At 56.3% G+C, this 13,740-nt stretch carries 7 protein-coding genes; 5 read left to right on the forward strand and 2 right to left on the reverse strand.

The features are described from left to right. Positions 1 to 403 precede the first annotated feature (403 nt). A complete protein-coding gene (locus tag XF30_RS11645; RefSeq protein ID WP_109142774.1) occupies positions 404 to 1,627 on the forward strand; it encodes a GFA family protein in 1,224 nt (407 codons plus the stop codon). Next, the gene (locus XF30_RS11650) at positions 1,612 to 2,289 is read left to right on the forward strand and encodes a 2OG-Fe(II) oxygenase (protein ID WP_109142775.1); all 678 of its coding nucleotides are present in this window, start codon (positions 1,612 to 1,614) and stop codon (positions 2,287 to 2,289) included. The genes XF30_RS11645 and XF30_RS11650 overlap by 16 nt, the downstream gene beginning before the upstream one ends. 1,072 nt (positions 2,290 to 3,361) lie before the next feature. On the opposite strand, the gene XF30_RS11655 is transcribed toward XF30_RS11650, so the two are convergent. Both XF30_RS11655 and trpD read right to left on the reverse strand, forming a co-directional pair. Beyond that, positions 3,362 to 4,654 carry a preATP grasp domain-containing protein gene (locus tag XF30_RS11655; RefSeq protein ID WP_244608926.1) on the reverse strand — a complete coding sequence of 431 codons (1,293 nt, stop codon included), beginning with the start codon at positions 4,652 to 4,654 and terminating at the stop codon, positions 3,362 to 3,364. A 1,075-nt stretch (positions 4,655 to 5,729) separates the two neighbouring features. Continuing rightward, on the reverse strand, positions 5,730 to 6,743 hold the full coding sequence (trpD, locus tag XF30_RS11665) for an anthranilate phosphoribosyltransferase (protein WP_109142778.1): 1,014 nt from the start codon (positions 6,741 to 6,743) through the stop codon (positions 5,730 to 5,732). Positions 6,744 to 8,652: 1,909 nt separating this feature from the next. Between trpD and XF30_RS11675 the strand changes: the two genes are divergently transcribed. The 3 genes from XF30_RS11675 to XF30_RS11685 all read left to right on the forward strand — a co-directional run bounded on the left by XF30_RS11675 (position 8,653) and on the right by XF30_RS11685 (position 12,649). Continuing rightward, positions 8,653 to 8,859, forward strand: a complete 207-nt coding sequence (locus XF30_RS11675; RefSeq protein ID WP_109142780.1) for a hypothetical protein — start codon at positions 8,653 to 8,655, stop codon at positions 8,857 to 8,859. Positions 8,860 to 10,800: 1,941 nt separating this feature from the next. Then, on the forward strand, positions 10,801 to 11,133 hold the full coding sequence (locus XF30_RS40095; protein ID WP_502696163.1) for a DUF7694 domain-containing protein: 333 nt from the start codon (positions 10,801 to 10,803) through the stop codon (positions 11,131 to 11,133). Between the two features lie 823 nt (positions 11,134 to 11,956). Continuing rightward, positions 11,957 to 12,649 (forward strand): YopT-type cysteine protease domain-containing protein, encoded by a 693-nt coding sequence (locus XF30_RS11685; protein ID WP_244609093.1) that lies wholly within the window; start codon positions 11,957 to 11,959, stop codon positions 12,647 to 12,649. Positions 12,650 to 13,740: the final 1,091 nt, after the last annotated feature.

Genomic DNA, 13,740 nt, shown 5'->3' on the forward strand with positions numbered 1-13,740 from the left:
TTGATCCGTTCGCCCAAGATCGCGAAAGCTGCACGCGTGCCAAGCGGCCAGGCACGCCACTCGCGCACGCAACATTAGCGTCAAAATGGCGTGGGCGGCGCAGTATCCGTTTTGAGTCTCCGCGCGAATGCTGATCGTGGCGGGCATTGCGGCGTCGGACTGCTGGTGGAAAGGAATCCGACCGGATTCCCCGCGCTCCAATAATGAACGCATTCCCTTCGATGCTCATGAGCTGGACCGAGCATACCGCTGTCTGTCATCGCGAAGGAAACTACCAAAAGTTCGTCCGGAAGGTGAACGCAGTCATGGTCCATCGAAGCCAATGAGCCCAGGGCGGTTAATAGATGGCCCGGACACGAAGTTGCTTCGTCAAAGGACCGTTCTTCTCATCTGCAGGGGTTAAATGACATCTCAAGCGTCTCGATTTGCCGCGGATCAGCCTCCGAAGATTTGCTACGAGTACTTGACCGAGCAAGCGCGAGCCTTGTTCGGCCCGCATCCGTTCGCCTCTCAGTTGTCCGAAGATCAGGTCGCCAGCCTGCTGCCCGAATACCTGGCGATGTCACAGGCGTTCCCGTACCTGCAGGCGGGCTCCCAAAGGGACCTCATATTCGATGCAATGCATCACAATCGAGATATTGCGAGAGACATTGAACTGACCAGCGTGGTCGCGAACTTTATCTGTTGGGATGAGACCGGCGGCCACGGCCGAATTCTCCAGGGAGGCAAGGCCGCGCTACCGGATATTCTGTTGACAGAAAACTTTCACTCCAACCTGTTGAAGAAAGATGCCTCCCAACTACTCGGCCGAGGGATACTGCCCAACTATAGCTCTAAGACGAAGCAGTATCTGCATTCTCTCTACGCCGGATTGTCATCGAAAGACTCCCTCGTTCGTTGCGCTTACATGGTAGCTTTTGAGCTACATGCTGCGGACATGATCCAGTCGCTGTGGACTACTCTGGCCGAAATGTTTAAAGTGCAGCCGGACGATCTGGAGTACTTTCGCAGCCACGTGGGCGGAGAAGATCCCGCGGAGAAGTACCACGGAGAAATGACAGGCCGGCTGATTGGTGAAATTGTGCAGGCTGACCGTAGTGATCGCTTCTTGGATGAATTCCTCCGAGCCTATCGGCTCAGCGTCCAGTGGTGCCGCGATCTCATCGCAAATGCGGCGCGCACGGGAGATGATCATTCGGAGATCGAACATCATGGCCGTTGCCATTGTGGCTCTGTCAAGTTCTACGTCAGAGCGCCGCGAGAGCTCTCTGGAGTTCGTTGCAATTGCTCGATTTGCCAAATGTCTGGGTTTCTCCACTTGCTCGTCACTGGCGATAAGCTACGCATCGAGCGCGGTGAAGACCTCCTCACGACATATCAGTTCAACAAGAACATTGCTCGGCACACGTTTTGCCGGCTTTGTGGGGTAAAGCCATTCTATAGGCCGAGGTCGAACCCCTCCGGGTTCAGCGTAAATATTCGATGCCTGGATAGAAGGACGATCGCACGCGTAAGAATAACCGAGTTCGATGGCGAGCATTGGGAGCGAGCATTCGTCTCAATGCACAAGGACCCGGAGTCCTGCTTCGAAGACCAAAGGAGTGAGCTCGAATGGCGCGCGCAATGAGTGATAAATCCCGCCAGCTTTCAGAAGAAATGCTGACAAAGTACCGCATAGAGCTGTTAGTAAAGGGGACGGCCGTTATTGCCCCCCAGATATTATTCACTCAAGCCGACTTGACCAAGATCGATCAGCTGCAGGCTGAGATTGCCGAAGAAGAAGTGCGGGAGGGAGATGCCGGCGACTTGCACAGCGTCTTTGTCAAGCGCGTAAGGGTAGATCCACCCGGCCGCGCGCCTAGCAACGTGAGTGGTACAGCTTCAGGGCTGATCATGGAGCTACTAGAAAGTAAAGACCGCAGCTTCGCCCTTAGACAGATCTTCGGAGCATCCTCAGATTACGTGGTTCGCCGATGCCAAACGCATCGTATGCCGCCCGGTTCTTTCGTGGGAATCCATTTGGATGCGAAGAGTGATCCGGACTTTGAGTACGCGGTGATTGTGCAGCTAGCGAGAGACTTCGAGGGGGGGGAGTTCGTAGTATATCCTACCGGGTACGAACAGCATGTATTCCGACCACCATATGGCTCCGTGCTTGTCACGACATGTAAGGTACGGCATGAAGTAAAGCCGGTGTCGAGCGGGGAACGCCGATCTCTCGTCTACTTCTGTTCAAAAAGGGGCGGCGCAAACCGCCGGATCATCGAAAGTTCTACCGACCGGCTATGAGGTAGCGCGCCTGATATGAGTCTCTGAGTACCGAGTGGCGGGCGAGCTCTCCGGGAAATTCAAACGCTTTCACATCTTGTGGTCAGTGTTTCTCGTAACGTCTACGACAGTTCTGGTCGGCAGCCATGGTTAACATTGGTCCATGTACAGGCCACCACGCGCCCTCCGAGCAAAAGTTGCTGGCTGGTCATGGCCATCTTATTGCTGGGTGAAACCAGGGAGGGCGCTTCGGCGCTGCGCGATGCTGTATTCCGGGTAGCGCGGGGGTTCGCAGATGGTAGTGGCGAGCCTCTCGATTCCCAAGATGCGCCTCTTGTCAAGGTGGTAAGGTCGGGCACGCATCAGGCGGATGATGGCTCGACTACAAAGAGAAGCTGGGCATAGCCGAGCGTTTTTACGACACGGGCAACGATGCAGCAGCGTTAAGAAGGCCGGCGAGCGTAGCGTCCTTGCCGGACTCGGTCGTATGCGCGCCTCGCGCGCTACGGGCGGAGCCAGCATCGTTCGCAAAGCCAGACCAATCCGTTCCCATTAAGCGGAGGTCTTGAGAGTATACAGGTCGACTATCATCAACGAGAACAAGTGGGAGGTCTCAGCTGCCTACAGTATGCTCTTGCTGTTGGTAGCTTGGATGAGCATCTGCGTAACAACTCCAGCCAGGGATGGCTGCTCAACTTTCCGATCGGTCGATCGACGAAGATCTATTCACTATAAGGTCAGCCCTCATCCTCACCCGAAGATTGGTGACGTACTCGTGCAGTTGCGCAAGTCCGTCGCTCCAAACGGAGCCGCTTGATCATGACTCTAATCACCACCGACAGAATGTCGGGTTGACGGACGCAACGCGCTTAGCGGATGCCGTTGCGCAGGACAGCCTGTTGCAGCGATCGATCAGCTGGATGAGAATATTTCCCGCGCAAGGTCACGATCATTATCCGACGTTTAGCATTAAGGATAAACCTAGCCTCTCGCCCTGGCCGGCGCTGCAGTGAGTGAAGCCAGCCGCCGCGCCGAACCTATTTGCTCAGGCCGTGCCCTTGTATTTTGGGGGGTGGGAAAACGGATGTGTTCGCTAGGACCTTAACAGTCGGTGTTGCTGATCGTGGGCCGCGGCCCTGTCGGGCGCAATCACAACGCACTCCACGGTACCGGCCTGTTTGTCGGCGGCAAGCGGGATCACGCCTGCCTTACGTTTGCGGTCGAATAGCAATCCCTCTTTGAAGAAGCGATCATGCGCCGCTTGAAAGGATGGTGATCGCACATTTCTTACAGATAGAATGACGTTGCGACTGGAATAGTCGGGGCCTAGCAGCCGAACTGCAATGTTGTGTAACACCGAGCCGCCACCCCAGCGGCCGTTCGCTTCATTGAACAGCAACCGTCCGTCTTTGGCGAAAATAGCGTCGATATTGATCATTCCGCGATAGCCGAGGTCTCTCGCTAGCGCCACAAATCGGTAGGCATGCTCCTGGGCAGTCAACCATTGCTCGTTCTCTAGATCGCTGGGAAGCTCAAGCCCTGTCCAGATGAGAGCCCTTTCGGACCGATCTGGGCTTTTATGCAGGCGTATGTTTCCACTATTGATGAAAGCAATTGATGCATCATCCTGGATTGCATACTCGAGATAAAACAAGGATCGGGCCAAGTGGTACGATTCAACGACCAGCGTCTTACACGATGCTGTTGTGATCTCGGAGTAAAGCGCGTCAGGATCAAGCGAACGCCAGGAAGTCCACCGAGTATCTCTGGCTCCAGGTAGGGGATCGCTTTTACTGCTCGTCAAAATGACATTTCCGACCCCTCCAGCTCCATTATCCAACTTCACGATGACCCTGCCGGTCTCGGATTTGAGGTGAGTGACTGCTTTTAACAGTCCATTTGGATCTGTCGCGACACATCCATGAGGGATCGGAAGTGCGACGCTTGTTGCCAACTGACGGAAGTGACTCTTGCGATTCAGTAAATCAGGACCGCGCTGCAGGGCGAAGTCGTCGCCAATCTTTGGTATGCTTAGTTTGGCCGCCAGGTGTGCGACGCCTTCAGTAAAGTAGCAGGGGTACAATCGCCAGGTGGATTGTTGACGAATATGTCTTTTAATTCGCGCGACAACAGTCTCGGACAGCAACGCGTAATCATTGAGGATGGTCGGCTGGCGGCCCGTTGGTACAAGCAGGCGAAGACTCGATGCATCGAAATCGAGCGTCGCGCCAATGAAGGATAGCAGATCCGCCGGGATCACTACCGGGGAGACGATTAGGTCGCCCTCCTGAGCAAACCACGCTGAACGGAATGCCGAGTTGGCGGCCAGCGAAAGTTGAGCCTTTGTCAGATGGACGCCTGACATCTGAGGCGTACCGGCATTCATAATTAGGATCCGCGGCATTCGCGAACCTCCGGGCATCTGGACTTGATCAGGATGGGTTGGTTATGGCAACCACGGTCGAAGGGTTTTGCAGCGAGTTGCGATTGCGGCGATGGCCATCGGGGATAAGGAGCATGACCAGCGATCGGTCCGCGGATCTGACCAGCTGAGGCATCCGAAGTCCTTCACACCCATATACGTAACACCTCAAGAGCCTACGATTTAACGTTACGTCAGGTTCAAGCCCCTTTTTGCGGACCCAATGAGAACGTGGCCAAGCTCATGCCCGAAGAGGGCGCGCGAAGAGCTGGTGTCGCAAGCATCAGCGGTGCCCTGACGGGGAAGCCTGTGGACGAGGCCTTTGAGGATCGATCCCGCGAATGCGCCGGAGGCGTGTCCAACGAATGACCCCAGTCGCCGAGTTTCGACGAAATCTAGAGTTGGCCAGGGTGCGTATGCGGGCCATCACCATCGATGACCAGTCCGACAAGGCGAGATGAACGGCGCGAAGCAATCGTCATCGGAGCCACCGCTGAACGAGCGAGCAGCTCGAACCCAGTCGTGGCCGCAAGGATTTTGAGCGTGGGCGTAGAGCGCGGCCTGCTAGTGTTCCCTCCGTATGTAGACGGCATACGGACCTAATTGTCTCTCAGGAGAACACGCCGCTTTGCTTCCAGAAGATGCCCATCCAGCGTCTCGTGCAGCGTACGCCGCAGCTCCGGCGGGATCGAGCTATCTGTATCGATCAATTCTCGAAACTTTCGAATGATGTGTTCTATCGTTGCGATGGTTCCAAGTGTTTCAATCCTCTGCCAGGGCATATTCGATTGTCTCCTTTGGCGCGTTGCCCACGCTTCGTCGCCGGTCCTCACCTCAACGACCGGGGCTCGAACAGCCTCTGGTGCATCAAACGTTGGCTGTCGGGCTAAGTGTTCAGCGCGAGCTGTTTTGACCTGGACTTGCGCAAGCGGCGCTCCCTGAGAAATCGGCACAAGTAACGCGCATTCGCGGCTGCAACAGTGTTCTCGCGAGTAAGCCACTATTGATCGCAAGGTTGCGGCATCAACGAGCTCGGCTGTCAGGCGTTCGAAACCGCGATCAACCGATTCAGTCGAGCGGCTGCAGCGCCCCGATCAAGTGATTCTTGTCCGAGCGCCACGCCTTCCTCTAGGTTCGAGGCCCGCCCGGCCACCACCAGTGCGGCCGCCGCATTCAGAAGGGCGGCATCACGAAAACGACCTGGCAGGCCATCGAGCACGTTTTGTAACGCAAACGCATGAGCCTCGACATCACTGCACTCCAGCGCATCGGCGCGGTAGCGGGGGAGCCCGGCTTCTTCCGGCGTGACTTCGAACGTGCGGACTGTACCCGCCTCAACCGCAGCAACAAAGCTTGTGTCGGTGAGGGATAAATCATCGAGCCCGCCCGAGCCATGAACCACCCATACCGAATCGGCACCAAGGTTCTTCAAGACTTGCGCCAGAGGCTGCACCCATTCGGGAGTCGACACTCCAAGGATATGCCGCTTGACCCCGGCTGGATTCGACAGAGCCTCGATTAGATTGAACATCGTGTGGGTTCCAAGTACGCCCCGGATCTGCCTGATGCGCTGCATCGCCGGAAAGTCGGGTGACGCAAACACGAAGCCAATGTCGGCTTCGTGCACACAACGTGCAATTGACTCTGGCTTGAGATCGACCTTTACGCCGAGGTGCGCCAACACGGCTGCCGTGCTAGAGCGCAAAGACGCAGCGCGGTTGACATTCTTGGCGACGGGAACGCCGACGCCGGCGACGATGAACGAAGCGCACGTCGATACGTTGAGCGAAGACATAACGGTATCGCTCGTACCAGCGATATCGATGGGATCACATTGCGTCTCGACCCTTGGCACTATATTTCGCATTGCGGATGCGGCGCCGGTGACTTCTTCGACCGTCTCCCCGCGGACCCTCATCCCAATCAACAAGCCCCCGATTTGCGAGGGAGTTGCGTCGCCGGACATCATGCTGTCGAAGGCTGACGCGGCCTCATCGCGGGTCAGAGTGGCGCCGGTGGCAACCTTACCGATGATCGATTTAAGCGGTTCCATCGAACTTTATACGTTCCTTCCAAACTAGGGTCCGTCCGTTCAGCCAGGCCCCTTCACAACCGGGTGCGCTGCTGCAGCTGCCGGTCTATCCGCACTCGCTAAGCCGCTCGATTCCCGGAGGCGGGCGTCGGATGAACGTGGCGTCTGGCGACGCTACAACCTGACGCTACGTGAGGGTCAAGCTCTCTCCATTCGGTGGGGCTCTTGGTGATGCGAGGATTATAGCTCTGTCTCGCGCCCGCTTCCTGTCGAAGTTCCGACCGATCACAGGGCGCGGATTTCCGGTGCCGCCGTGGCGGAGCCGCAGAGTGGCTTCCGCACGTGCTGTGAATATGTCGATGCCAATTTCAGGCTGAGCTTAGCTCGCTCTACGAAATGATCCCATGCCACTGTGATGAACCTGCGCATGACAGCCTCCAGGGAGCGATGGATGCGTCCGTTGACCGGCCCCGCATGAAGTGGTGAGCCGTTCGGTGAACCCTTATGTGACGTGTTGTAGGTCAAGCTGGGACGACTTCTGGAGAGGAGTAGGAGGGACAGGTCGCAGCATCTTCACCTCGATCCGCTGCTCTTATTGCCGATGTCCCGCCCGGAGATCACGTAGCGACATTGCTGACTGAGACGATCTTGTTTGGATCTGAGGCAGGCAGTGATAGCGGTACGATCTGGTATGTGACTGCTACAAAGTCGGAATACGTCTCCCATGCAGGCCTCTTTCTCGTCTGCGGTCGGCGTTCGATCACTCGCCTTGACCGGCGCAAGCATTACAGTTGCCATTGCCAGGCCTAGGGCGATATCGCGGTAGTAGAGTCTGAGGTGCGGAGCCAACTGAATTCGTTGCTTTTGCATCATGAAATTCCATCAATTTGGTGGAGCTAATTATGGTTCTTGTTGCCCGGAACGCATCACGTGCAAAACGGGAAACAGGCGGATCTGCTTAGCTGTCTGCAAGCTCGTTGCTCTACTTTTGCCGTTCTCACTGTAGCGGGCTCGTCATTTGTCCAGGACGACAGGAAACGACACCATGCACGTCGGCAAAGCCTTACGAAGGGCGAGGTACTAACATCCGCGCCGACGCACCAGATGAACGTCTTGGAGTTGCTGATGATTGTGCGGCCAGTGCATGCCTCCATGTCTCGAGGAGTGCTTGAGTCTGCCTGGCATGACCTGAGGTACTATGGTCAGCCTAGTCGCCGGCCGATGAGCGACGGCGGACTCGCCACGATGCCGCTCGAACCGGCCCTGGCCAGCTCTGGCGAAGCATAGAGATCAGAAGGCGCGGATGTGCTTATGTCGCTGTTGATGATGCGCTCGGCCTTGCAAGAGCGACCATGATGACGGGTTGAGAAAATGTTTGGTGTCATCGCGCTTCTTTTCCACTATATTTGAAGAGGTTGGGCGGGGTTGTCTGTGAGTTAGGTTGCGTCTTGCGTCGGGTCAGGGAAGACTGCGGTGCTCGGACCCTGGCCGCGCAGACGTCGTAACCCGCGATTAGTTCAGCAGAAGCAGGAGTAGCATTCGAGGAATCGGGCGCAGGCTCGCGCCTGGATGACGTGAGGCTCTCTGTTCGGTCGTCCCGGTCTATTGTGGATACTTGAGGCATTCCAAATGCACGTGAACACTGTCACTCGACTGATTGTCAGAGGTGATCCCCACTTGTCCAGAACCCTACAATCTAACGCCACGTGCGATTCAAGTCTTTTGGTGGGAGAAATGGTCTGAAGCTGTAGGTGGCTGTTCATTCTTCGTATGAGCATCGACTGCAATACGCATTCGTCCGTTTCTGAATGATTACTTTGGACTGGGGCTGATGCTGCTCCGGTAGCCGGCGCCACGAGCGTCGCTCCTACGTGATGATACGGAGTGTCGCTGTCGCAATTCGTTGATCTAAGGATTGCATGCTCTCGGCATGAATCCGAAAAGTAAACTGTACCAGCCCGATCACTGGCGAGGCCGCGCGGAAGCAACGCGAAAGAAAGCGGCAGCGCTCATCGACGGAAAAGCCAAAGACAAGCTGCTTAAAATTGCATTGGAGTACGACAAGTTAGCGCGGCGTGCCCACGTGTGGCAGATGCGGAAGAATGACGACGATACGTGGCCTGAGCAAGAGCTGTAACGTCGGTACCGTCCTTAGCTCAGCCTGTCGATCTCAAGCCGACCTAATGGCTAGGTAGATATCGGTCAGCAAGCAAGTAAACTGCCGCCTGTACGGAGCATTGAGAGAGCCAGAAGGAAAGGCACCTGACGTCCTATGCCACACGCCCGTGAGGGCCCAGCCGGCCGCTTGGCCTACGTTCCTTTCACCTTGTTTTGGCAGCTTCTCGAAAGCTAACTGTCACATAAGGGAATACGGGCCCTAGTCCTCACTTGCAGTCGATCCGTTGCGCCTCGCTTTGAATCCCGGATGCCACTCGCCGCAAACGCGTTGAGCTCCTAAAGGTCAATTTGGCGCGTCCTCACGCTGCAGCGGCACATCAGTGGTGCAAATTCGAGACATCTGGGTAAGCCGAAATGTCCTTTGCGTCCGCCGGCGCAGCGCACTCAATGTCCAGGTAGCAGCGCGAAGCGCCCTGGCACCAGTTTGTTCGCAGCGGTGGCAGCCCGCGATCGCGAGAGGCGCCAGAAGTCCATCGGGCGTTTGCCATGCGCGAGAGTGTTTCACAAGAACGCCGCGATGACTAAGTAGATCCCGGCCCAAAGCAGCGTATTTATGAGGAGTGCGGCCAGAAGCCACAAGTTCCACCTTTTCTGGGGTCGCCGGGAGGGACGATCGGCGCCGAAATGCATGATCGTTGGGTGCTTTGTTGCGCGCCAATTAGTCGTTTGATTAGGCTGAGCGCCGGTCAATAGAAAAATGCCAAGCTTTGCATGCCTCCTATCACTCATAAGTTAGCAGTCCTCTTTTCATTGGGCATCAGAACCGATGTTCGTTGCGGCGGCCGTCCGGCCGATTCATTGCTCGTGCACTTTCGCTACAGCGAGGTCGCGTTCTGTCAGCACAGCAAGCGACATGCCACGAGGTAGAACCTGCTGCAGCGCTTTTGATACGGTCGATTGGTGACACGGATCCGTTGCGCGACGTCTGAGTCGCGACATTCATGTCGAAAACAACACCCGCATTAGCGACAAAAGGTGAGCGGTTCGCGAGCGCCATTCCATTGACAACGCGTTAGGAGCTGCCTCTCAGTGATGCGGGAAAAATCGGGCGACATTCGCAGTTGCAGTCGATGAGATCGACTAATCATTGTTCCTGACCGTTAGCTTACGACCAAGACAGCAGGTGATCCGCCGAATGGTTCAGTTCAAAGAACGGGCATGCCTGCGTCCGCGGCTGTGTGTGTGCCGATTTGGACGCCATAAAACTGAACCATTTTCACATAAATGGCGAATTAGGACTGTTCAGCCTTGGCGAGGAGGTCGTCGAGTGATCAAGTACTCTCTCACGAAGCAGCAATGTCACCCCGATCTATCTGGTGCCACTACTGGTTTTGCGAGCATCATGAGATCTAGATGTCATCGCCAATAAGGGAGCATGCCATGATGAAGACGAATTCATTGAAGACGAGGTGACGCGTCAAGAGTCGCCGATTTCGCCTGCTCAGCCAGGATGGGCGCTATGCTGGCAATGAGCGGTGAATACTGCCTGGTATCGATGACAAACTGGCTTCGCCTCGGAGAGACTTAATGACAGACTTACACGAGTAGCGGGAGGTCCAACCGGCGCTTCAATTCGCCCAACGCGCAGATATTGGTACCGCTCATGCTAAGGCAACCGGCGGACTGAGGCCGCAATACGCCTTAAAGCAATAATCGAAGGAGAGTGAGTGATGACAGACATCTACGGCTTTATCGGATGGCGCGCTGTGGATTGGGTTAGGAACGCTGGGCGGAGGACCGAGCAGGTTAACTTGTTACGAGACAACGTCATCTACGTAGACTTCAGGGCTATCCGAGAGGCGAAGGAGCGGCCGTGCGAGCGAAGATGATAGAGAAGCTGGAGGGCGGCCGCGTGCAACACGGCCGGTTCGCTACTGCTCCAGGGTCAGGCCCTTGCGGTATGTTCCTTGTGCAGGGGCCTTGTGGGTGTGAACTTAAGATAAGTGCATTTGTCCGTCCTGGCTGGGAGCATGTCGCTGTTTCTACCCCGCGGCGCTGTCCGAATTGGGACGAGATGTGCTTTGTGAAAGACCTGTTCTGGGATGAAGAAGAGTGCGTCATGCAACTGCATCCGCCACATTCGACGTACGTGAATAACAGCCGCTATTGCCTCCACTTGTGGAGACCCACCTATCGAGACATTCCGATGCCGTCCCCAAGCTTCGTAGGCGTCGTTGGATTAAGTCCCTCAGATGCGGCAACGTTGTTCGCGCGAATGAGCGCGACAGCATGACGGCCTGAGCTAACAAAAGTCCAGCAGAAGGTGAGGTCGAGCAGGTGCACAAGCACAGGCTCGGTCTCCCGCAATGACGTGTCACATGCGAGTGTATGTCGGGCTCGCTTGACTGTTGTAAAGTGCAGGCCGGCTGAACCCGAAATGCCGCCGTCAAACAGGAGCGGCTAACGGCACACTGAGTCGGCGAGAGAAAATGTCTGCGCGACTTGTTGTAGAGTTAACAAGATCGTAACTTGTGTTTAAACCGGGTTTTCAGATCTGTGCTGAAGGTGCGTCAGCCGCAACAACAGCATCTCACTGGCCGATGGCCGATCACGGGGAGCGAATTGCGCACTTTGTGGAGGCGAGGTTGCGCCGGCCGACCGGCGCAACACGATAAAGGTAAGATCGACCACCAAACCGACGGTCGCGCTGTCCAGCGTAGTCATTATCCCGAATGCATCTGCAGGTCCGAGCTCGCCCTCGGTAAGCGTGCAAGAGTCACTAGCTATTCGGCCATCACCTCACACCTGCAGCCGCGCTAGTGAGCACGCAAGATCGCGCAACCAATTGGCCGTAGCTTCCCAAGGCTGTTTGGCGGTCAGCTCTTCGTCAGTTTGCTGTGATATCATCCGCGGCAAGATGTAGGCAGCGCGCTCCCTCTGAGGACGCGCGCCGAAGAAGCAGGTGAACCAGCATGTATAATCAAGTCGATGGCCAGTACACATGGGTTATTCAAGCTGACGGATCGAGTAGGCCCGCAGACAGTAACGAATTTGCGCAAACACTCAGCCAACTCGCGCGACGGGAGAGCCGGCCGTCCGGCGAATTGTTCGACAGAATGGGGCTCTGCTTCAGCAAGCCACATACCTCAGATGTAATCCTTGATAGTCCAAGCACCTCGCGCCACAGCATATCCTCTCTGTCCTCGAGCTCCGAGTCATCCTCGGCAGCTAGCCCTGTTCGCTCTCTATTCGATTGCAGGACTGCTGAATTGCCCGAAGCGAATGTCAGCGGAATCTGTGTTGGATTGGTAGCGGAGTGGCTCCTAGACCTCCCAAGCAGCCCGTCATCCCGAATGAGGGCTCTGCTCCCGGATACTGAAAAGCACCGCTCAGCAGCAAGCCGGCAGGAACAGTACGAAAAGCTCAAGGCTCAATTGAAAAACGATGGGGCGGAAGGGTCTCGCGACCTCCAGGCAAGAAGCACAACGCTACGCCACGCTGACCTGCAACCGTCTGCTGAAGAGACGCGATATAGGTTTGATACATCTTCGTGCATTGACCGGATCGTGAAGGAGATCACCAAGGATGAGTCCATGTATTTGGTCAGGATGCGTTTCGCCGCAGGTGGCGCCCACATCATTGCGACAGTGACGTCGAATGGAGCGACGACCCTCTTTGATCCCAACTATGGCGAATTTGATGTTCCGTCGGATCGGGTCGGAGGGTTGTTCAGGAGTCTTGCGGAGCGCTACAGGAGCCCCCCGAACAACCTTGATATATTGACTGTCGCCACACAAAGGATGACATGAGGACTTTATAGGTTGCAACGGACCTCGCTGGATGCCACCGCACGGAACTTCATCGGTCGATGCGCGACAGCCGCGGCGCCTACCATGGTGCATTCGCCACGGTGTTCGGATGTTGGACCCGTGGTCTGGGCGGATGCTCTCTGGAAGTAGTGCAGAGAGGGGGAGAATGTTTAGGCGATACAGGTCGTCAGATCACTCAGATTTGAGCCCGCGCCCTCGCCGCCTCAAGGCCAAAATGGCCAGCGCTTGCACTCGAGCAGGATCGATGGCCTGTTAGCTAACTTCCGATGCCCGACCCCCAATCGCGCACAGAGCTAAGGTTTGACTAGGCACCCACAGAGCCGGCACACGCCGTTAGTTCGACTGCTTCGGAGTCCTGGCCGGCCCTTTCGATACTGAGTCGCCAACCGAATAGCTGCAGCCGACGACAATTGCATGCAGTCGTGCCGGCGGCCAAACCGAGTCCTCACTCGCCACGAGCTCCGCAACAATCCGCGCCTCTCGTCGCTGCACTTCCCGTAACGTCCGGCTATTGGTGAAGACCTCATCCACGATCTAGCTCAGTGGCAACACTACGCACTGCGTCCTTCCACGTCTCGCGGTTGAACTGTGCCGCCGAGCTGGACTACAAAGCCATTTGAGAAGTGACCTTGCCGAATAGTGCGAGTGACATTCTTCTCCTACGGAACAATCGCATGCGGCATTTAGCTTGATCTGGAAGACCGTCGCCCGGTAGTGCCGATCTGATCCCAGTCTGACGCCCGAAGCAACCGGCGCGCGACACGACGTTGGTCGGACTGGATGGATCAGATGTTCTCTCTGCCACGCTCGCACTACTGGTTGAAGTTAGCAGAAACGTGACTCGGCGCCAAAATCCCCACGCATACTCGGGGCAAGCGCTGTCCCTACCACGTGCTGCTAACTTCAACATCGATGTAGACGGGGGAGCTTTCCGAAAGCTGACGAAACCGACGCGAAGCATCAAGCGAAAGCGGGCCGTGTGGGGGAGGCCCTCCTGTTTTTGAACCCCGCCACCCGCCTAGCGAAAGGGTCACTTAAAAGTATGGTTGAGTACAGACACAAGCTCTTCT

This window comes from Bradyrhizobium sp. SUTN9-2 (genome assembly GCF_003122645.1).
Lineage (GTDB): Bacteria > Pseudomonadota > Alphaproteobacteria > Rhizobiales > Xanthobacteraceae > Bradyrhizobium > Bradyrhizobium yuanmingense.